Annotated in this window: 15 protein-coding genes; 4 read left to right on the top strand and 11 right to left on the bottom strand. The window is 70.4% G+C overall.

What is annotated here, in order from left to right; translation table 11 throughout:
- Positions 1–13 precede the first annotated feature (13 nt).
- The 7 genes from RNB18_RS04885 to solA all read right to left on the bottom strand — a co-directional run bounded on the left by RNB18_RS04885 (position 14) and on the right by solA (position 7,675).
- A complete protein-coding gene (locus RNB18_RS04885; protein WP_311712882.1) occupies positions 14–1,411 on the bottom strand; it encodes an aminotransferase class III-fold pyridoxal phosphate-dependent enzyme in 1,398 nt (465 codons plus the stop codon).
- Complete coding sequence (locus RNB18_RS04880; protein ID WP_311712881.1) at positions 1,408–2,274, bottom strand: ABC transporter permease; 867 nt, start codon at positions 2,272–2,274, stop codon at positions 1,408–1,410. The genes RNB18_RS04885 and RNB18_RS04880 overlap by 4 nt, the downstream gene beginning before the upstream one ends.
- Positions 2,271–3,194, bottom strand: a complete 924-nt coding sequence (locus RNB18_RS04875) for an ABC transporter permease (protein ID WP_311712880.1) — start codon at positions 3,192–3,194, stop codon at positions 2,271–2,273. The genes RNB18_RS04880 and RNB18_RS04875 overlap by 4 nt, the downstream gene beginning before the upstream one ends.
- A gap of 5 nt (positions 3,195–3,199) precedes the next feature.
- Entirely contained in the window at positions 3,200–4,345 is a 1,146-nt protein-coding gene (locus tag RNB18_RS04870; protein ID WP_311712879.1) for an ABC transporter ATP-binding protein, read from the bottom strand.
- Entirely contained in the window at positions 4,338–5,411 is a 1,074-nt protein-coding gene (locus tag RNB18_RS04865; RefSeq protein WP_311712878.1) for an ABC transporter substrate-binding protein, read from the bottom strand. Before RNB18_RS04865 ends, RNB18_RS04870 begins: the two co-directional genes overlap by 8 nt.
- A gap of 126 nt (positions 5,412–5,537) precedes the next feature.
- Positions 5,538–6,527: a M14 family metallopeptidase gene (locus RNB18_RS04860; RefSeq protein ID WP_311712877.1), complete on the bottom strand. Its 990-nt coding sequence runs from the start codon at positions 6,525–6,527 to the stop codon at positions 5,538–5,540.
- A 5-nt stretch (positions 6,528–6,532) separates the two neighbouring features.
- Positions 6,533–7,675, bottom strand: coding sequence for an N-methyl-L-tryptophan oxidase (gene solA / locus RNB18_RS04855; protein ID WP_311712876.1), 1,143 nt, complete (start codon positions 7,673–7,675; stop codon positions 6,533–6,535).
- A gap of 262 nt (positions 7,676–7,937) precedes the next feature.
- Here solA and RNB18_RS04850 point away from each other — a divergent pair, with 262 nt between their 5' ends.
- Positions 7,938–8,684 (top strand): IclR family transcriptional regulator, encoded by a 747-nt coding sequence (locus tag RNB18_RS04850; protein WP_311713025.1) that lies wholly within the window; start codon positions 7,938–7,940, stop codon positions 8,682–8,684.
- 91 nt (positions 8,685–8,775) lie between these two features.
- Here the strand turns inward: RNB18_RS04850 and RNB18_RS04845 are convergent, their stop codons facing one another.
- Entirely contained in the window at positions 8,776–9,966 is a 1,191-nt protein-coding gene (locus RNB18_RS04845; RefSeq protein ID WP_311712875.1) for an aminotransferase class V-fold PLP-dependent enzyme, read from the bottom strand.
- A gap of 340 nt (positions 9,967–10,306) precedes the next feature.
- Between RNB18_RS04845 and RNB18_RS04840 the strand changes: the two genes are divergently transcribed.
- Positions 10,307–11,050, top strand: coding sequence for an IclR family transcriptional regulator (locus tag RNB18_RS04840; protein ID WP_311713024.1), 744 nt, complete (start codon positions 10,307–10,309; stop codon positions 11,048–11,050).
- Positions 11,051–11,406: 356 nt separating this feature from the next.
- On the opposite strand, the gene RNB18_RS04835 is transcribed toward RNB18_RS04840, so the two are convergent.
- The 3 genes from RNB18_RS04835 to RNB18_RS04825 are packed head-to-tail and all read right to left on the bottom strand — an operon-like array spanning position 11,407 to position 16,975.
- A complete protein-coding gene (locus RNB18_RS04835) occupies positions 11,407–12,846 on the bottom strand; it encodes an NAD-dependent succinate-semialdehyde dehydrogenase (RefSeq protein ID WP_311712874.1) in 1,440 nt (479 codons plus the stop codon).
- Positions 12,843–15,710, bottom strand: coding sequence for an FAD-binding and (Fe-S)-binding domain-containing protein (locus RNB18_RS04830; RefSeq protein ID WP_311712873.1), 2,868 nt, complete (start codon positions 15,708–15,710; stop codon positions 12,843–12,845). The genes RNB18_RS04835 and RNB18_RS04830 overlap by 4 nt, the downstream gene beginning before the upstream one ends.
- Positions 15,707–16,975 (bottom strand): aspartate aminotransferase family protein, encoded by a 1,269-nt coding sequence (locus RNB18_RS04825; RefSeq protein ID WP_311712872.1) that lies wholly within the window; start codon positions 16,973–16,975, stop codon positions 15,707–15,709. Before RNB18_RS04825 ends, RNB18_RS04830 begins: the two co-directional genes overlap by 4 nt.
- A gap of 293 nt (positions 16,976–17,268) precedes the next feature.
- On the opposite strand from RNB18_RS04825, the gene RNB18_RS04820 reads away from it, so the two are divergent.
- Together RNB18_RS04820 and RNB18_RS04815 are read left to right on the top strand one after the other, a co-directional pair.
- On the top strand, positions 17,269–18,888 hold the full coding sequence (locus tag RNB18_RS04820) for a PucR family transcriptional regulator (RefSeq protein WP_311713023.1): 1,620 nt from the start codon (positions 17,269–17,271) through the stop codon (positions 18,886–18,888).
- Between the two features lie 599 nt (positions 18,889–19,487).
- The gene (locus RNB18_RS04815) at positions 19,488–20,294 is read left to right on the top strand and encodes an SGNH/GDSL hydrolase family protein (RefSeq protein WP_311712871.1); all 807 of its coding nucleotides are present in this window, start codon (positions 19,488–19,490) and stop codon (positions 20,292–20,294) included.
- The last annotated feature ends 38 nt before the right edge of the window (positions 20,295–20,332 follow it).

Here is a 20,332-nt window from a genome sequence, read left to right as displayed (position 1 = left end):
GAAAACGGGTGGGTCACAGGCGGGCGGACGCCTCGACGAGGGTGTCGGTGAGGATGTCGGCGATCCGGTCGAGGAGTGGGCGGTCGCTGATCAGCGGGGGCGCGATCTGGACCAGCGGCGCCGACCGGTTGTAGACGCGGGCCAGGAGACCGGCCTCGCGCAGGCGGCGCGGGATCAGGTCGGCGACCAGGTCGGCCCGGGCGCGGTCGCTGAAGCCGCCACCGTCGAGATCTCCGACGAGTTCGCAGGCGTAGAAGAATCCGGCGCCGCGGACGTCGCCGACGATGGGCAGGTCGGCGAGGGACGCCATCCGTCCCGCGAGGTGGTCCTGGAGCCCTCGGACGTTGTCCAGGATCCGGTCCCGTTCCATGATCTCCAGGCTGCGCAGCGCGATTGCCGCGCTCAGCGGGTGGCCGGCGAAGGTGTAGCCGTGGTTGAGGACCGCACCGGGCCGGTTGATGACCTCGACCACGCGGCCGCTGACCAGGGTCGCCCCCATGGGGGCGTATCCGGCGGTGATGCCCTTGGCGACGGTGACCATGTCAGGGCGGGCGCCGTAGCGGTCCCCGCCGAACCACTCCCCCAGCCGTCCGAAGGCGGTGATCACCTCGTCGGCGACCAGAAGGAAGCCGAACCGGTCGGCCAGTCGGCGCAGGCCCTCCCAGTAGCCCACCGGAGGTGTGATGCACCCGCCCCGGTTCTGCACCGGTTCGGCGATCAGCATGGCGATGGTCTCCGGGCCCTCGGCCAGGATCTCGGCCTCCAGCTCGCCGAGCAGGTGCGCGGTGTACGCCCTGTCGTCGGCGAACTCGGGGGCCAGGCCGAAGCGGTTGGTGTTGGACACGAACCGAGTGTCGATGGCCGGCGGTCCGTACGGGTCCGTCAGGCCGGGGTCGTCGGTGAGGGAGAGGGCGCCGACGGTCAGGCCGTGGTAGGCGCCGCGCCGGGCGATCGCCTTGACCCGGCCCGGCTCGCCGCGCAGGGAGTGGTAGCGGCGGGCCATCTTCCAGGCGGTCTCGACGGCTTCGGCGCCGCCGCCGGAGAAGAAGGTGTGCTCCATGTCGACGGGGGCGATCAGGGACAGGCGTTCGGCGAGCTCGATGGCCGTCGGGTGCGCGGAGGAGGACCACAGCGGGCTGAAGCACAGCTCGCGCAGCTGCTTGTCCGCCGCCTCGGCGAACTCGGGACCGTAGGAGTAGCCGAGTTGGCAGCAGTACAGGCCGGAGAGGCCGTCGATGTAGCGCCTGCCGTCGGCGTCGATCACGTACGGCCCTTCGCCGCGCCGGACGACGAAGAGGTTCTCTCCCTCGGGGCCCAGCGAGCCGTTGGGGGTCATGTTCAGCAGCAGATGTCTGGCCGCCGTGGCGGACAGTTCACCAGCCGGGGTGCGGGTGCTCGTGCTCGTGCTCATGATGTCTCACTTCCGGCGGCAAGGCCCACGGAGGGCTCGGTGGGCAGCAGGCCGCCCTGTTTGCCCAAGCCGCTGAGCTTGCGCACCACGCCGACGAGGCCGAGGGCGACGACGGCGACCGCGATGAGGATCGCGCTGACGGCGGTCACCGACGGATCGACGTTGTACTGGAGGACGTTGAACACCTGGACGGGCAACGTCACGGTGTCCACGGAGGACAGGAACTGCGAGATGAAGAACTCGTCGAAGCTGGTGATGAAGGCAAAGATGCCGGCGGCGACCATGCCGGGCATGGCCAACGGCAGGGTGATCCTGCGCCAGACGGTCAGCCGGCCGGCGCCCATGCTGGCGGCCGCGTCCTCCAGCCGTTCGTCGATGCCCTTGAGCGTGGCCATGAGGATCATCACCGCGATCGGTGAGGCGAGCACGGTGTGACCGAGGGCGATGGCGACCGGGCTGCCGAGCATCGAGACCGGCTCGAAGAGCAGGAACAGGCCGAGAGCGATGACCACTTGGGGGATCACCAGCGGAGCGAGGACCAGGCCGTAGACCGCCGTCCGCAGCGGCAGTTCGCTGCGGACCAGCGCGGTGGCCGCGGTCATGCCGAGGACGAGCGAGAAGACCGTGGTCATGGCGGCGATCAGGGCGCTCAGGGAGAGCGCGGCCGGCCACTTGCTGCCCTCGACGAACAGCTGCTTGTACCAGCCGAACGTCCAGGCGGCCGGCGGGAAGTTGCCGAAGGCGTCCTTGCCGAAGGAAGTGACGACGATGACGATGATCGGCAGGGCCAGGAACACCAGGATCAGGGTGGCCAGCACGGCCAGGGTGATGCGGCCGGCCAGGGTGGAGCGGAGCTCGATCATGACGCCGTACCCCGGTTCCGAAGGGCCTCGCCGGCCGACTTCAGCAGCCTGAGCAGCAGCAGTCCGGCGAAGGTGAGGAGCAGCAGGATGATGCCGAGTGCGGAGGCGCCGTTCCACTGGTTCTGCTTCATGACCTGCTCGTCGATGAGCGAGGCGACCATCGTCTGCTTCTCGCCGCCCATCAGGGCGGGGGTGAGGTAGTAGCCGAGGCACAGGATGAAGGACAGGACGCCCGCGTTGACCAGGCCGGGGGCCACCAGGGGGACGTAGACGCGACGGAAGATGGTGATCCGTCCGGCGCCCATGCTGGCTGCCGCGGCGAGCAGCCGCCGGTCGATGCCCTTCATCACGGCGTAGAGCAGCAGGACCGTGTACGGGAGCATCACGGCGGTGGTGCCGATGACGACGCCGATCTCGTTGTAGAGCAACTCGAAGGGCGCGCCCGGGAAGTGAAGATCCGTCAGGGTGTTGTTCACGACGCCGTTGTCACCCAGCAGGATGATCCAGCCGTAGGTGCGCACCAGGGCGCTGATGAAGTGCGGGACGACCACGACGATCATTGCGAGGCCGGCCCACAGCGGCTTGAGCCGGGAGATCGCGGAGGCCAGTGCGAAGCCGACGACCAGGGCGAGCAGGGAGGTCTCGGCCGAGATCCGCAGGGTGGTGAGCAGGATCTCCAGGTTGGCGCCGGCGAAGGCGTCGGCGTACCAGTGCAGGGTGAAGCCGCCGTTGTCGCCCTTGAGGCTCAGCATCAGGGTGCTGAAGATCGGATAGACGAAGAGGATCAGGAGGTAGACGACGACGGGTGTGGCGTTGAGCAGTCCGAAGCGGGTGCGCCGGTCGGACAGCGAAGCGCGCGTGCGTCGCTTCTTGTGGGGCACAGGGGCGATGGAGCTCGGTGCGGGAGCCAGCACGGCCATGGTTGTCACCCCCCGCTTTCCGGGTCGGGGAGCACGTCGGGGAAGACACTGACGTTGGCGGGGTCCGCGGTCAGGCCGACGTTTTCGCCGAGTGCGGGGGCGCGTCCGGCGGGCAGCTCTAGCCGTACGAGTTCGGTGGCCGCGCCGCCGACGGGGCGGACGGTGACACGGACGAGGGTGCCGACGTAGGTGACCGTCTCGACGGTCCCGGTACAGAACCCGTCGCCCGGCGGACACAGCGCGAGTCGGCCGGGCTGAACCGCGGCCCGTACCCGAGTTCCCTCCATCGCCGACTGCGGGCGGGCCTTGAGCAGTCCTCCCGTGTCGAGCCGTACGAGGGTGTGTTCGGACGTCTGCTGCTGGAGGCGGCCGGGGAGGAAGTTGGCCGCGCCGAGGAAGTCGGCGACGAACGGGGTGCGGGGGCGCTCGAAGAGTTCCTGCGGGGTGTCGAACTGGTCGATCAGCCCGTCCCGCATGACCGCGATGCGGTCGGAGAGGACGAGTGCCTCTTCCTGGTCGTGCGTGACGTAGATGACGGTCAGGCCGAGTTCCTGCTGGATGCGCTTGATCTCGGTCTGGAGCTGGTCGCGCAGCTTCTTGTCGAGGGCGCCGAGCGGTTCGTCCATGAGGATCACCGGGGGCCGGTAGACCAGTGCCCGGCACAGGGCGACGCGCTGCTGCTGGCCGCCGGAGAGCTCGCGCGGTCGCCTGCGCGCCATGGCCGACAGTCCGGCCATCTCCAGGGTCTCGCCGACCCGCCGGCGCAGCTCCGCCTTCGGGATGTCGCGCAGTTGCAGCGGGAAGGCGACGTTCTCCCACACCGTCATGTGCGGGAAGAGCAGGTACTGCTGGAAGACGAAGCCCAGGCCGCGCTTCTGCGGGGCCAGGCGGGTCACGTCCCGGCCGCCGACGACGATGCTGCCGGAGTCGGGCTCGCAGAACCCGGCGATCATCATCAGGGTGGTGGTCTTGCCGGAGCCGGAGGAACCCAGGAAGGTGACGAACTCGCCGGCGGCGATCTCCATGGAGACCTCGTCGACGGCGGTGACGCCGCTGTAGGTCTTGCGCAGTGCCTTCACTGACAAGGGCTTTCCGGTACCGGTCGCCGGCGCCGGCGTGGTACGTGAGGGCATCAGGTCGATGTCAGGCATGCGTCCACTCCTGCCAGCGCTTGGACACGGCGTCCTGGTTCTTTATCCACCACTCGACGTCAAGGTCGAAGCCGGACTCCAGGTGCCCGGGCGAGCTGGCCAGGTTCTCGGCGGCGGTCGTGGAGAGCTTCTTGTAGGCGGCCGGCACCGTGGGGGCCATCGGGTAGAGCTCGGCGTAGGCCGCCTGCACCTCGGGCCGCAGCGAAAAGTCGATGAGCTGGTAGGCGGCGTCGAGGTTGGAGGCGCCCTTGGGGATGCCCCATGCGTTGCTCTGCCGGCGGGCGCCGTTCCACTGGTAGGCGAGCGGGGCGCCGCCCTTGATCAGCGCGTCGAGGCGGCCGTGCCACACACTGGAGGCGACGACCTCCTTGCGGCCCAGCAGCACGCCGGGCAGCGCGCCGGTGTCCCAGAACTTCCGGACGGAGCCCTTGATCTCGTCGAGGACCCTGAAGGCCCGGTCCACGTCGAGCGGGTAGAGCTGGTCCGGCGCCACGCCGTCGGCGAGGAGGGCGAACTCCAGCTCCGGGTAGTCGGCGTCCAGCGCCTGGAGGGCACGGTTGCCCTTGAACGATCCGGTGTCCCAGAAGTCGGCCCAGGAGGAAGGTTTCTTCCCCCCAAATGCGTCCGTTCGGTACGCCATCACGCTGGCCCAGTAGTTCTTGCCGACCGCGTTGGAGGTCACGAGGGACTTGGCGATGCCGGCGTTCTTGAAGTTCTTCAGCCGGTCGAAGTCCAGCTCCTCGGTGGCGTCCTCCTTCTTGAACAGGACGTAGTCGGCCATCGAGTCGTCGATCACGTCGAACTGCGGACGGCCCTGCTTGATCTGGGCGAGCATCTGCGCGTAGGCGATGTTGACCACTTTGACCTGGATGCCGGTCTCCTTGGTGAACGGCTCGTAGATCGCCTTCTGGTTGGCCTCGCCGTAGGTGCCGCCGCTGTCGCGGACGACGAGCGTCTTGGAGCTCTTGCCGCCGCTGCCGACGGAGCGGCTGCTGCCGGTGCCGCATGCGGTGAGCGAGGTCGCGGCGATGCCTGCGGCGACGCCGCCGACTCCGCGAAGGAACACTCTGCGGTCTATCCGAACATCTTTCACCGGGGACTCCTGAGGGTGCGGTACGAGGGGAGAAAGGAGGGGATGTGCGCGGGGGGTGCGGTGCGGTTCTTGCCGGTGCGGGGGGTTTGGGGTGATGGTTCAGCGACCGGGATCCCGCGGCGCGGGGGCGGCGATGGCGGCCAGTTCGGCGCCGGGGGCGACGGTCAGGCCGCGCATGCCGTAGAAGATCCGCCCGGCGGCCGGGGCGTGGACCTTGTGCTCGGTGCCGTCGGCCGGGTCGATGACCCGGCCGAGGAGCCGGCCCTCCGTCACGTCGTCGCCGACGCCGAACTCCGGGTACCACAGGCCCGTCGCCTCGGAGACGACGCCGGCGGCCCAGACCCAGGCGCGGACGGCCGGGTCGTCCTGGGGCTTGGTCTCCAGGACGCCGAGCCGGCCCAGTACCCCGTACAGACCGTCGACGAGACGACTGGCGGTGTCCGCGTCGCGTTCGCCGAGCTGACCGGTCTCCACAAGGATCGCCGGGACGCCCTGGCGGGCGGCGGCCGCGTGACTGTTGCCGCCGTCGGTGTTCAGTCCGAGGATGACGTCCTCGATGCCGAGGGCGCCAGCCATGTCCGCGGTCTTCGCGTCCAGTTCCGGGTCGCCGGTGAGGCGGTAGCCGACGAAGTTCTTCAGGACCTCGTCGATGCCGCCGGAGTGCAGGTCGACGTAGGCGTCGGCGCCGTCCACCAGGTTGGCGAACAGCCACGCCGCGAGACGCTCGGTGGGGCCGCCCTCCGGGTCGCCCGGGAAGACGCGGTTGATGTTCACACCGTCGACCGGGGAGACGCCGAGGCGTCCCTCGTAGACGGCCGGGGGGTTGGCGACGGGGCAGATGACGACCTGGCCGTGCACCTCGCCGGGCTCCAGCAGGGCGGCGAGCCGGGTGGCCGCGTCGATGCCGCTGAACTCGCCGCCATGCACACCGGCCGTGATGAGGACGCGGGGGCCGGGGTGGGTGCCGTTGACGAGGGTGAGCGGGACGTCGGCGGTGAGCGTGCCGAGGTCTACGGGCAGGGTGCCGCGGGTCTTGCTGCCGGGCTCGGCGCTGAGCGTGCCGACGAGGAGGGGCGTGTTCGTGGTCATCGTCCTTACGCTTCCGTCCGGTCGAGGGTCGAGATGAAGTCGATGGGCTGCGGCGAGGCGCCGTCGAGCGCCAGGTCGGCCGCGATGTCGCCGAAGGCAGGCGAGAGCTTGAAACCGTGACCGGAGAACCCGGCAAGAAGGACAATATGCTCATTCCCTTGCCCGCCGGGCAGCGGTCCGACCAGCGGACGGCTGCTCTCGGTGTAGCCCTCCATGTAGACGGAGAGCCGGGTCGGGTCGGGGTTCAGGTCCGGCACGTACCGGCCGATGAGCTCGGTGAAGATCTCCAGCTCTTCCGGCTGCACGGTCCGGTCCAGCTGGTTAGGGTCGCCGGCAGGGCGGTGCAGGGCGCGGGAGAGGCCGAGCTTGACGGAGATGCCGTCCGGGGAGGGCAGGCCGTAGCAGTGGGTGGGTGCCGTACGGATGAAGGCCGGGCGCTCCTCGCCGAACCAGGCGCCCGTGGTGGGCACGTACCAGGCGCTGATCAGCCGGCGGATGTCCACTTCCCACGGCAGGTCCGGGAGCAGGTCGTTCACCCACGGGCCGGGGGTGACGACGGCGGTGTCGAAGTGCTCGCTGCCCTCGTCGGTGCGGATCTCGACACCGTTCGCGACGGGCACGATCTCGCGGACCGTGGCGTAGCGGTGGATGCGGGCGCCGAGCTCTTCGGCGCGGTTAGCGGCGGTCTGGATCGTCAGCTCGGGCCGGATGAAGCCCGCCCGGCGGTCGAGTACGGCCGCGTCGCCGTCCTCGATCCGGAACTGCGGGAAGCGCTTGGCGAGCGCCTCGGCGTTCAGAACCTCGTGGTCCAGGCCGTGCTCGGCGATGGACTCGAGGACCGTGGCCATCTGCTGGTGCTCCGTCGGCCCCATCAGCAGGCATCCGGTCAGCCGGCGCAGTTCGCGGCCGGTGTCCTGCTGGAGCTGCTCCCACAGGGCGTCGGCGTGCTTGAGCAGCGGGACGTACCGGGAGTCCTCGAAGTGCGCGCTGCGGAAGATCCGGGTCTCGCCGCCGGCGGCGCTGCGGTCGTGGCCCGGGGCGAAGCGGTCGTACCCGACGACCTCGGCTCCGCGGGCGGCCAGTCGCCAGGCGGCCTGGCTACCCATCGTTCCGACGCCTACGACGGCGACGCGCTTCTTGGCAGACACAAGGGGTTCCTTTCGTCTCCCGGGGCGTGGATGCTGAACGCCCGGTTGCGGACTCTTGGATTCCGGATGGACCGCGGCGCCGGGTCGATGACCACGTCTGCACTGTCCGGGGAAGGGGACTTCGTAATTGCCCCCTGCTAGCTCGTGCCACATTGTGGAACGATGTGCTAGGATCTGGCACGAGAATGGCAGCCGCTCCTGAGGGAGTCAAGAGGGTGTCGACCAGATATTTCGAGGATTAACAGGGGGAAACCGGATGGAAATGAAGAGCGTGATCAGGTCTCTGCGCGTCCTGGAAGCGGTCGCGCAGCACCAGCCTGTGACCGTCGGCGAACTGACCAAGATCTTCGGACTGCCCAAGTCGACCGTGCAGCGCACCCTGGTCACCCTGGCCGAAGCCGGCTGGCTGCGCGCCAACCGCAAGGACACCACCCGCTGGGAGATCGGCGCCCGCGTCCTCGCCGTACGCCCCGCCGCCCTCCAGGGATCCAGCCTCTACGCCGCCGCACGCGACCCCATGGTCCGCCTCCGCGACACAGTGAACGAGACCATCCACCTCTCTGTGCCGGACGCGTTGCAGTGCATGGTCGTCGTCGACCGCGTGGACTGTGACCAGGCGGTACGGACGTTCATCAACATCGGCGACACCTCGCCGCTGCATGCCACCGCCACCGGGCGGGCGATCCTCGCGCACCTGCCGAGGGCGGACGTCGAGGAACTCGTCGAGCGTGGACTGGAACGCTTCAACAACTCCACGCCGACCGATGCCGCCGGACTGCGGGCGGAGCTGGACCGCGTGCGGGGGGACGGTTACTCGGTGAATCTCAACCAGTACCGGCCGGACGTGTGCGCGGTGGCCGCAGCCATCCTGGACACGGACGCTACGCCGCTCGCGGCGGTGGCGATTTCGATGCCCGCTTCCCGGTTCGAGCCGGACCGGCTGCCCAAGTGGGGCCGCCTCGTCGCTGACACGGCGACGGAAATCGCGGCGCGCCGCCTGGGCGGCTGAGAAGGGACGGCTGCCTGGCCCCGGCACGCGGCCAGGCAGCCGCGCAGGCGGAGCGACCCGCCGGGCGGCGAACCATCAGCCGATCCGGAGGTCAGCTGAGCCCGCGCGCCGAGTACTCCTTCTGGACCACCTCTGAGAGCGCCGCGACGAAGCGGTCGAGCTCGTCCTTGCGCATGTAGATGTGCGGTGACACGCGGAGCCCCCGCAGATGCCGTACCTCGCGGTATTTCGTATGGACCTGGTGGGCGCCTCTCAGCTCCCGCTCCACGGCTCTGTTGTCGAGGTGGTCGATCGAGAACAGGGTGACGGCTCCCAGGTTCTCGGCGTCCAGCGGCGTGTGCAGCTGGAATCCGGGGATGTCCCGGGCGAGATCCACCCAGTAGCGGGTCAGCTCCCGCAGCCGCTGGTGAATCCTCTGGACGCCGATCTCCCGGTGCAGCCGGGCGGCCGGCGCGATCCCCGCTTGAAGGGCCGAGTTGTAGGTGCCGAGGTTCCAGTGGTCGAACTTGTCGACGCGCAGCGGCGGCGGGTCGAAGGGGGCGAGCAGGGGCCAGGTGTCGTCGATCCGGTCCCGCCTGACCACGAGCATGCCGTTGCCCACCGGCGCGCCCATCCATTTGTGCAGGCTGGTCACGTAGTAGTCGCAGCCGATCTCGCGGAAGCTGACCGGCTGCTGCGCGAAGATCTGAGCACCGTCGACGACCGTGAGGGTGCCGTTCTCCCTCGCCAGACGGCACAGCCTCTCAGCCGGCACGACCCGACCCGTCCAGTGGTACATGTGGGTCAGCTGCAGCACCCGCGTGCGCGAGGTGAGGGCCGCGGTGTACGCCGCCACGACGTCGTCGTCGCTGTCCATCAGATCGAAGTCGGCCGTCACCACCTCGATGCCCTCGCGTTCCTGCCGCTGCCGCCAGGCGGCGAGCACGCTCGGGTAGTCCCACGCCGACACCACCACCTGGTCGCCCGCCGACATCGGAATCCCGAAGATCGCCGTGCACAGCCCTTCGGTGGAGTTGCGGTTGAGCGCGATCTCGTCCGGCTCGCAGTCGATCAGCTGCGCCAACTGTGCCTTGACGTCGGGGAGCGCGGGATCGAGCTTCTGCCACATATTGACGTCGGGATTCCTGCTGACCAGCCGGTAGGCGTCGATCGTCGCCTGCTCCACGACCAACGGCGGCGGGCTCACGGCCGCGTTGTTCAGGTTCAGCAACGGCAGTTGCTCCGGGTAGGCCGCACGGACGTGTTCCCAGAAGTCGTCACCAGCGGTATCAGTGCTGCCCACGAGGGCACCTCCATGGTCTTGAACATTGTGACAGGGCCGCCGAGGAAGCCGCAGCCCCGCGCCCGACCCCGGGGGAAGGCCTGGGCGCGGGACGGCCCCGCGCGATGCGCGAGACGGCGCGGTCAGGGCGTGACCGCCGTCCTCGCAGCGGCATCGCGAGGTACAAGGCGCCGCGGAACTTCTCAGTGAGCGAGGCCGGCTCCCTCACCCCCGAGCCTCGTCGTGCCACATAGTGGCATGTTATGCTGAAATCTGGCACGAGAATGGCAGTCACCCGGGAGGGAGTCAAGAGGGTGTCGTCCGAAAATTTCGAGGACCAACGGGGGGAAACCAGATGGAAATGAAGAGCGTGACCAGGTCGTTGCGCATGCTGGAGGCGGTCGCCCAACATCAACCGGTGACCGTGGGGGAACTCACCAAGCTGTTCGGGCTGCCCAAGTCGACCGTGCAGCGCACCCTGGTCTCCCTGGCGGAAGCCGGCTGGCTGCGCGCCAACCGCAAGGACACCACCCGCTGGGAGATCGGCGCCCGCGTCCTCGCCGTACGCCCCGCCGCCCTCCAGGGATCCAGCCTCTACGCCGCCGCACGCGACCCCATGGTCCGCCTCCGCGACACAGTGAACGAGACCATCCACCTCTGCGTACCGGACGCACCCCAGTGCATGGTCGTCGTCGACCGCGTCGACTGCGACCATGCCGTACGGACCTACCACGCCATCGGCGACACCTCGCCCCTGCACGCCACCGCCACCGGACACGCCGTCCTCGCCCATCTGCCGGAGGCGGACATCGACGAGATCGTCACCCGCGGACTGGAGAGCTACAGCGACTCCACCCCCACCGACCCCGCGGAACTGCGCGCCGAACTGCGGCGCGTCCGCAAGAACGGTTACGCCGTCAACCGCAACCAGTACCTGGCCGGCGTCTGCGCCATCGCCGCGCCCGTCCTGGACGGCGACGGCAGCCCGCTGGCCGCCGTGGCTGTCTCCCTTCCCGACTCCCGCTTCTCGCCGGACCGGCTGCCCGAGCTGGGCCGGCTGGTCGCCGACACCGCAGCGGAGATCACCGCTCGCCGCCTGGGTTGACAGCCGCTCCCCTGCGCGCCCCTGGTCGGAACAGGGGCGGGTGCCGCGCAGGTGCCGCGCTTTGTTCCGCATCGAGGTGGAGCCGAGAAACCGGTGCCTGCCTCCACGACAAGCCGGACACCCAAGAGCTCACGCTCGTTCCGCCTGGACGCCGCACTCGGCAGCCTGTGAGGGCCATCGCCAACGCCCTGGCCGACACCGGGTGGCACCAGTCCGGGATGCCAGTCGGTGACGCCAAAGGGACACCGCCCGGTGTCGCTGAAGGCCGTCTGCCCCCGTGCCCGGTGGTGTGGAAACCGGGCACGGGGGCGGCCCGTCGCGGTGCGCGAGGCGGAGGAGTCAGGGCATGACCGCCGTCATCGCACGGGCACCGCGAGGTACTGGTACTCCAGGAACTCGTCGATCCCGACCCGGCCGCCCTCGCGCCCGAGTCCGGACTGCTTGACGCCGCCGAAGGGGGCAGCAGGGTTGGAGACGAGGCCGGTGTTCAGACCGACCATGCCCACCTCCAGGCGTTCACTGACGCGCAGGGCGCGGTCCAGGCCCTCGGTGAAGACGTAGCCGACGAGGCCCCAGGGGGTGTCGTTGGCCCGGCGGATCACCTCGTCCTCGTCACCGAAGGTGAGGATCGCCGCCACGGGGCCGAAGATCTCCGTGTCCATCAGCAGGCTGCCGGAGTCGACGTCGGTGAGGACGGTCGGCGGGTAGAAGCAGCCCGGCCCTTCGGGCGCGCGGCCGCCGACGAGCACCTGCGCGCCGCGCTCCACCGCGTCGGCGACCAGTTCCTCGACCTTGGCCCGCCCGGCCCTGTCGATCAGCGGTCCGACGTCGACGCCGTCCCGGGTACCGGGACCGACCACGAGCGCGCCCATGCGCTCGGCCAGACGACGTCCGAACTCCTCCGCCACCGAGTGGTGTACGAAGAAGCGGTTGGCGGCGGTGCAGGCCTCGCCCATGTTGCGCATCTTGGCGAGCATGGCGCCGTCGACGGCCTTGCCCAGGTCGGCGTCCTCGAAGACGATGAACGGCGCGTTGCCGCCCAGCTCCATCGAGGTGCGTACGACGGCGTCGGCGCACTGCGCGAGCAGCAGCCGCCCGACATTGGTGGAGCCGGTGAAGGACAGCTTGCGGATCCGCCCGCCGCGCAGGAGCGGTTCGCACACCTCTCCCGCACGGGAGGTGGTGACGACGTTCAGCACGCCGTCCGGCAGCCCGGCCTCCTGGAGGATCGCGGCGAGGGCCAGGCTCGACAGCGGGGTCTGCGGGGCCGGCTTGAGCACCATCGTGCAACCGGCCGCGATCGCCGGGCCGATCTTGCGGGTGCCCATGGCCAGGGGGAAGTTCCACGGGGTGATCAGCAGACAGGGGCCGACCGGGCGGCGGGACAGCAGCATGCGGTTGCGGCCATCCGGCAGGATGCCTCCGCCGCCGTCGATACGGACGGCCTCCTCCGAGAACCAACGGAAGAACTCCGCCGCGTACGCCACCTCTCCCCTGGCCTCGGCCAGCGGCTTGCCCATCTCGGCCGTCATCAGGTGGGCCAGCTCGTCGGTGCGCTCGAGGATGATCTCGTAGGCGCGGCGCAGGATCTCACTGCGGGCCCGCGGTGCCGTACGGGCCCACTCCTCCTGCGCCTGGACCGCAGCTTCCTCCGCGAGTTTGGCGTCCTTGGCGCCCGCGTCGGCGACACGGGCGATGATCTCGCCGGTCGCGGGGTCGTCCACGGGCATGGTGCCGCCGTCCGCGGCGTCCAGCCAGGACCCACCGATGAACAACTGCGTGGGTGTGTCGGTCATGACGTCTCTCCTGGTTGGTCGGCAGCGGGGTCGAGGAGTTCCGCGAGGTGCAGGGCCCGGAGGCCCCGGTCACCGGCGAGATGGTCGATCTGGGTGGCGCAGCTGAAGCCGTCGGCCACGACGACGGTCGGCGTGTCCTGGCCGATGCCGTCGAGGCGTGGCCTCAGGGCCAGGTCGGCGACGGCCATCGAGGTGTCGTAGTGCTGCTCCTCGAAGCCGAAGTTGCCGGCGAGTCCGCAGCAGCCCTCGGCCTCGTCGACCTTGCCCACACCCAGTCGGCGCAGCAGGTCGGCGGGGCGGCTGCCCTTGAAGGTGGCGTACTCGTGACAGTGGGTCTGCAGGACGACGTCGTCCGGCAGCTCGGGAGGCATCCAGTCTGCGGCGGCCAGGTCGGTCAGGGCGCCGGTGAAGGTGTGGACGCGGTCCGCGACCCGACGGGCGGCGTCCGTCCCGAGGAGCTCGGGCACGTCGCGCTTGAGGGCCGCGGCGCAGCTGGGCTCGGCCACGATGATGGGCCGCTCGTCGCCGTTGTCGAGGTGGGCGACGGTACGGGTCATGATCCTGCGGGCCACGGACAGTTGGCCTGTGCTGACCCAGGTCAGCCCGCAGCACAGACCGTCCTCCGCGGTGCAGGGGATTCCCGCGTCGGCGAGGACACGGCTCGCGGCGCCCGCTACCTCGGGGCGGAAGGCACGGGTGAAGCTGTCGACGAAGAGCAGGGCTTTCGCCGGTTCGCCGGTCTTCGCGGTGCGCAGGACCCTGCGCAGGGCGTGCCGTGAGGCGAAGGCGGGGATCCTGCGCTGCGTGGTGACGCCTCCGAGGCGGGCGAGGAATCGGCCGAGCGGTCCGCGGAGCAACGCGTTGAGCGGGCGGGCGGCGTATCCGGCGAGGGCGGAGGTCAGGGGCAGCCAGCCCAGCGAGTAGTGGGAGCGGGGCCGGAGCCTGCCCTTGTAGTGCTGGTGGAGGAACTCCGCCTTGTAGGTTGCCATGTCGACGCCTACGGGGCAGTCGCTGGAGCACGCCTTGCAGGACAGGCACAGGTCGAGGGCGTCGCGGACCTCCGTCGAGCGCCAGCCGTCCTGGACGGTCTCGCCGCGCACCATCTCCTGGAGCAGTCGGGCCCGGCCCCGGGTGGAGTCGTTCTCCTCCCCCGTGGCCCGGTAGCTCGGACACATCACACCGCCCGCGTCGCTACGGCACCGGCCGACGCCGACGCAGCGGCGGGCCGCGCCCGCGAAGCCGTCCTCGTCGTGCGGGAAGGTGAACTCCGTGGCCAGGGGCTGGATCTGGTGCAGCGCGAGATCGGCGTCGAGCGGGGCGGGAGCCACGATGACGCCGGGGTTCAGCAGCCTCTCGGGATCAAAGACATGCTTGAAGGCGGCAAACGCCTGGATCATCCGGTGGCTGTACATGACCTCCAGCAGCTCACCGCGGGCCCGTCCGTCCCCGTGCTCGCCGGACAGCGTGCCGCCGTGCGCGACGACCAGGGCGGCCGCCTCGTGCAGGAAGCGGCGGGCGGCGGTGCGGCCCTCGTCCGTGGCGAGGTCGAAGTCGATGCGCACGTGGACGCAGCCCGCGCCGAAGTGCCCGTACATCACGCCCGTCAGCCCGTGGTCGGCCAGCAGCTTGCGGAGGTCCCGCAGATAGCCGGCGAGGTTCTCCGGTGCGACCGCCGAGTCCTCCCAGCCCGGCCACGACTCTCCGCCGTCGACGAGGCGGGCGGCCAGGCCGGCTCCGTCCTCGCGGACCCGCCACAGGGAGCGCCGCTCGGCCGCGCTCTCCACGACCCGCCCGCCGGTCATCCGACCCTGTGCCTTGAGCACGTCGAGGAGCTCGGCCGCGCGCGTGTTGACCGTGGCCTGGTCGTCGCCGTCGAGTTCGACGTACAGCCAGGCGCGCCCCTCGGGCAGTCCGGTGACGGAGTCGGGGCCGCGGCGGGCGCGCATGGTGGCGACGATCGCCTCGTCCATGCCCTCGACGGCGGTCGGATTCCACCGCAGGATCTCCGGCACGTCCTCGGCCGCGTCGACGACGTCGTCGTAGCCGAGGGTCAGCAGTGCGGAAGCCTGTGCGGTCGCCACCAGGCGGACGGTCGCGGCGGTGACGACCGCACAGGAGCCCTCGGTGCCGACCAACGCGCGGGCCATGTCGAAGCCGCGCTCGGGCAGCAGGTGGTGCAGCTGGTAGCCGGAGACCTGACGGGGGATCCGGCCCAGCTCGGTCCTGATCGGCCCCAGGTTGTCGCCGATCAGGCTTCGTACGTCCGCTTCGAGGCGGGTGACGTGGTCGGTGTCGCGTGGGTCGGTCGGGTGCAGGCCGGTACGGTCGGCGACGGCCCGCACACCGTCGGCCGTCACGATCTCCAGCGCCTCGATGTGGCTGCTGGTCCGTCCGTGCCGCACGGACCGGTTGCCGCACGCGTCGTTGCCGATCATCCCGCCGATGGTGCAGCGGCTGTGCGAGGAGGGGTCGGGGCCGAAGGAGAGCCCGTGCAGGGCGGTCGCGCTCTGCAGCGCGTCGAGGACGACTCCGGCCTCGACACGCGCGGTCCCGCCGGCCGGGTCGATGTCCAGGATCCGGTTCATGTACCGGGAGAAGTCCAGGACGACGCCCGGCCCGACCGCGTTGCCGGCCATGCTGGTCCCGCCGCCGCGCGCGGTGATGGGGACGCCCGTCTCTTTGCAGGCCCGCAGCACCGCGACCACGTCGTCGGCGCTGCGGGGGAAGGCCACGGCCTGCGGGGGGACACGGTAGTTGGAGGCGTCGTAGGCGTACGGGCCGAGGGCGCCCGGGCCGGATTCCACCCGCAGGCCGGGAGCCGTCTCGGTGAGGCGGGCCGTCAGCCGCGCCACGCTGTCGCTCATCGCGGCGATGCTCCTGAGGTACCGGCTTCCACCGCGGTCGCCCACGCCTGGAGTCCCTCGTCCACGGCCGCCTCGTCGATCACGAGCGCCGGGATCATCCGTACAACCTGGTTCCAGGCGCCGCACAGCAGCAGGAGCAGGCCCTCGTCGATGGCGGCGCGCTGTACGCGGGCGGCGGTCTCGGGGTCGGGGCTGCCGTCCTCGGTGACGAACTCGCTGGCCAGCATCAGCCCGAGTCCCCGCACGTCGCCGATGGCCTGTGTCCGGTCGGCGACCGCCTCCAGACCGTGCCGCAGCCGCGCTCCCATCGCCTCGGCGTTCTCGACGAGCTTCTCGTCCCGTACGACGTCGAGCGTGGCGCAGGCCGCCGCGCACGCCACCGCGTTGGCGCCGTACGTGCCACCCTGCGAGCCCGGCCACGCCTTGGCCATCAGCTCCTCGGACGCGGCGATCCCGGACAGCGGGAAGCCGCTGGCCAGACCCTTGGCAGTGACGAGGATGTCGGGCGTGACACCGAAGTGGTCATGCCCCCAGAAGCGGCCGGTGCGGCCGACGCCGGTCTGCACCTCATCGAGGATCAGGAGGAACCCGTGGCGGTCCGCGCGCTCCCGCAGCCCCTCCATGAAGACCCGGTTGGCAGGCACGTACCCACCTTCGCCGAGCACCGGCTCGACGATGATCGCGGCCGTGTCGGCGGGCGAGGAGATCGTCTGGAGCGTGTAGTCGAGCTCCTGCAGGGCGAAGCGGGTGGCGGTCTCCTCGTCCCAGCCGTAGCGGTAGGCCGACGGGAACGGGGTGACGACCACCCCGCTCATCAGCGGCGAGAACCCGGAGCGGAAGCGGGTGCCGGAGGTGGTCATGGAGGCGGCGGCGACCGTACGGCCGTGGAAGCCGCCGTGGCAAACGATGACGTTCGGCCGGCCGGTGGCCTGGCGAGCCAGGCGCAGCGCGGCCTCGACGGCCTCGCTGCCGGAGTTGGTGAAGAACAGGCTGTCCAGACCGGTCGGCAGTACCTCGCCGAGCTTGTCGACGAGGCGGCGCAGGGGCTGGTGCATGACCGTCGTGTACTGGCCGTGGATCAGCGTGCCTACCTGTTCCTGCGCCGCCGCCACTACCTTGGGGTGGCAGTGCCCGGTGCTGGTGACGCCGATACCCGCGGTGAAGTCGAGGTAGCGGCGGCCGTCCTGGTCGAAGAGGTGGACGCCCTCGCCCCGGGCCGCCACGACGGGCGTGGCCTGGCGAAGGTGCGGCGACAGTGCGGTCATGGTCGTCTCCCGGCGTGGGTCGTCGGACTGGTGCGCTCTGCCGAGCATCTCCGCCGCCCGGCGGCGAGCCAACGCGCGATCTGTCCGGTACGGGCCCGCTGTTCGGACGTTGTGTCAAGCACGGGCCGGAAATGCGGCGCTCACTGCCTCATCCACCGAGGCAGGGCTGCCCTTGCGCAGGTCAGCAAGGCTTGTCACAGTGGCCGGGCACTCCCCCTCTCAGCTTCGCTCGGGCGGGGCACCCCCATGGAGACACCGTGAACGACAGCCGTTCGACGGCACGACCGCCGGACATGGACGGCCCGGACAGCACCGCGCCCGGCCGCGCCCTCACCCTCGCCGACGTCCTGGCCCTGCCCGTACTGGCCGCCGGCCGGCCCCAGGTCGTCACCGGCGTAACCGAACTCGACCGGCCGGTCCGCTGGGTCCACATCACCGAGCTGACGGATCCCGCGTCCTTCCTCAAGGGCGGCGAACTCGTCCTGACCACCGGCATGCCCCTGCCCGAGGAGTCCGCAGGCATCCAACGCTACGTCGACGAACTCGCCCGCATCGGGGCGGCGGCCCTGGTCATCGAACTCGTACGGCGCTACCACCGCCCGCCCGACGCCCTCGTCCACGCCTGCCGCACCCGCGGGCTGCCCCTGATCACCCTCGCCAAGGACGTCAACTTCCTCGAGGTCACCCAGGTCGTCCACGGCCTCATCCTCGGCAACCAGGCCGAGGCGATGCGCCGCACCCAGCGCGTCCACGAGGCGTTCACGACGCTGACCCTGCGCGGCGCCGGACCCGAGGACGTCATGCGCGCGGCAGCCGAGATGACCGGCCGCACGGTCGTCCTGGAAAATCTGGTCCACCAGGCACTGATCTGCGAACCCTCCGGCGCCAGCCTGGAGGAAGCGCTCACCGACTGGGAGCAACGCTCCAGAGCGACCCCGCCCGGCGACCGCACGAGCCGACGCGGCCCGGAAGGCTGGCTCACGGCATCGGTCGAGTATCAAGGTGAACGTTGGGGCCGCGTGGCCATGCTGCCCGCCCCCACCACCGAACCGGCCTTCGGACCGGAGCACATCACCGTCCTGGAAAGGACGGCGATGGCCCTGACCGTCGCGCGCCTCACCCACCCAACCCCCTGGGAAAGCACAGCGCACCGCAACGCTCTGCGCGACCTCGTCGAGCAGCGCCACCGCTCCGCAGCGGACGCCTGCGCCCGGCTGGCCGCACTGGGCCTGCCCACCGAGAACAGCCGCTTCCTCACGGTCGTGGTGGACCTCCCCGCGAAAGACACCACAACGCAAGCCGAGGCCCGCCTCTCCCAAGTCCTGCACGCCACGGGAATCCCGGCGCTGATCGGCGAACTGACCCCCGGCCGCCTGGGAGTACTGCTCGCCCTGAGCCCCTCACACCCCTGGCAACCCGCGGTCGAACGGCTGAGCCACGTGGCGCGCGACCTGTCCCCGAGGGCCGTCGTGAGCGTCGGCTTGGAGGTCGACCACCTCACTGACACTCCCCGTTCCTTTCGTCAGGCGAGCCGCGTGGCCGAGGCCACCCCGCCCGACCAGCCTCTCCCCCCGGGCCGCTCCTTCCACGAACTCCGTGATGTCGACCTGCGCCGCCTGCTGTACGCGCTCCGCGAGGACACCCGGATTCAGGAATACGCCGAACGACGACTCGGCCGCCTCCTCGATCACGACGCCCGACACGGCACCGACCTGCTGACGACCCTCCGCCACTACCTCGACGTGGCCGGCAACAAAACCAGCGCCGCCCGCCGCGGCGGCCTGTCGCGCGAGACGTTCTACCAACGCCTGCGCACGATCGAGCGCCTGCTCGACTGCGACCTCGAATCCGGCGAACAGCGCACCGCATTGCACGTGGCCCTGATGGCGCTGGACGTCTTGCGCATCGGCTGACCCTATGCCTCGCCTGCGGATGTTCCGTCGAGGAACCGCCGCGCCTTGCCCCGCAGATGCGATCGCAGAGTGTGCCGCAAGGTCAGGTGCGTCGAGGCCGGCCGCTGTATCCGGTCGGTGGTCGCGACCTTGAACACCCCGAGCGCACACAGCACATCACCGCGCAGGCCGTTCGACGACCGCCTTCTTCACCTGGAGCTTGCCTTACAAGTGATCATCACATGCAGCAAGAAGGCCCAGGTCACTGACCTGGGCCTTCTTCGTGGAGCGGGTGCCGAGTATCGAAGTCGCGCTCTCAGCCGGGAAGCGACGCCCCTGGCATGCCGTTGACGACCCGGGCGCTCAGATGCCGGCGCAGACCGTGGTCGGTACTCAGGCCTGAAGAAGGAATGGGTGGTGAGGTCGGCGCGGGACCAAGGCGGTGGACTGCGGCGGTGGACCACCCTCGACGGCCTCAGCTCCTGCCTGAGCGGCGTCACTTTGCAGGAAGGTGAGCCCCCAGCTATCCTCATATTCAACAATGCGACTAGGTGCCTAGTTGTGTAGCGATGGCCGCGTGCCACTTCCACCAGCAGCGTTGACGAGAGGCGGTCGGCCCCGTGTCGAGCAGTGGGTATCTGCGCTATGTCGCCCTGGGCGACAGTCACACCGAGGGGCTCGGGGACGGCGACGACGTCCGTGGTCTTCGGGGCTGGGCGGACCGGCTCGCCGAGCAGGTCGCCCGCCACAGCCCCGGCCTGCTCTACGCCAACCTCGCGGTGCGCGGCCGTAAGGCCGGTCAGGTGCGCGCCGAGCAACTGGCTCCGGCTCTCGCGATGCGGCCCGACCTCGCCACCGTGGTGGCTGGGGTCAACGACGTGTTGCGCCCGGGCTGCGACCTCGACGAGGTGGCCGGCCATGTCGAGGCGATGTTCGCCGCCCTCACCGCGCAGGGCGCCACCGTCGCGACCCTCATGTTTCCCGATGTCGGGCGTATCACGCCGTTGGCCCGCCCGATCGGTCACCGTGTTCTCGCACTCAACGCGCGCATCCGGGAGGCCGCCGACCGCCACGGCGTGGTGGTGGCGGAGACGGCCGCGCACGCGGCTGCGACCGATCCGCGGTTGTGGAGTGCTGACCGGCTGCACGCCGGCCCGCTGGGACACACGCGCATCGCGGCTGCCGTGGCCCAGGCGCTCGGTCTGCCGGGCAGCGACGACAAGTGGACCCTTCCCCTTCCGGCCGAGGGGACAGACATCTCTGTCTGGAGGACCGTGGGTGCCGAAGTGCGCTGGGCCGGCACCTTCCTCGGCCCCTGGGTCGGCCGCCGCCTGCGCGGCCGCTCCTCCGGCGACGGCCGCCAGGCCAAGCGGCCGGCCCTGCTTCCGGTGGCCGCGTCCACCGGGGACACCTCCTCAGCCGTATGAGGCTCCGCCCGCGACGACGCCGGCGGCTCCTCCTGCTG

Origin of the sequence: Streptomyces doebereineriae (genome assembly GCF_031845645.1) — a bacterium.
Lineage (GTDB): Bacteria > Actinomycetota > Actinomycetes > Streptomycetales > Streptomycetaceae > Streptomyces > Streptomyces canus.
This window is presented reverse-complemented; position numbering and strand designations above follow the sequence as displayed.

Bases quoted from the DNA above. Each gene is read 5' to 3' on its own strand.
- RNB18_RS04885 (WP_311712882.1), bottom strand. From the start codon at position 1,411: ATGAGCACGAGCACGAGCACCCGCACCCCGGCTGGTGAACTGTCCGCC.
- RNB18_RS04880 (WP_311712881.1), bottom strand. From the start codon at position 2,274: ATGATCGAGCTCCGCTCCACCCTGGCCGGCCGCATCACCCTGGCCGTG.
- RNB18_RS04875 (WP_311712880.1), bottom strand. From the start codon at position 3,194: ATGGCCGTGCTGGCTCCCGCACCGAGCTCCATCGCCCCTGTGCCCCAC.
- RNB18_RS04870 (WP_311712879.1), bottom strand. From the start codon at position 4,345: ATGCCTGACATCGACCTGATGCCCTCACGTACCACGCCGGCGCCGGCG.
- RNB18_RS04860 (WP_311712877.1), bottom strand. From the start codon at position 6,527: ATGACCACGAACACGCCCCTCCTCGTCGGCACGCTCAGCGCCGAGCCC.
- RNB18_RS04850 (WP_311713025.1), top strand. From the start codon at position 7,938: ATGAAGAGCGTGATCAGGTCTCTGCGCGTCCTGGAAGCGGTCGCGCAG.
- RNB18_RS04840 (WP_311713024.1), top strand. From the start codon at position 10,307: ATGAAGAGCGTGACCAGGTCGTTGCGCATGCTGGAGGCGGTCGCCCAA.
- RNB18_RS04835 (WP_311712874.1), bottom strand. From the start codon at position 12,846: ATGACCGACACACCCACGCAGTTGTTCATCGGTGGGTCCTGGCTGGAC.
- RNB18_RS04830 (WP_311712873.1), bottom strand. From the start codon at position 15,710: ATGAGCGACAGCGTGGCGCGGCTGACGGCCCGCCTCACCGAGACGGCT.
- RNB18_RS04825 (WP_311712872.1), bottom strand. From the start codon at position 16,975: ATGACCGCACTGTCGCCGCACCTTCGCCAGGCCACGCCCGTCGTGGCG.
- RNB18_RS04820 (WP_311713023.1), top strand. From the start codon at position 17,269: ATGGACGGCCCGGACAGCACCGCGCCCGGCCGCGCCCTCACCCTCGCC.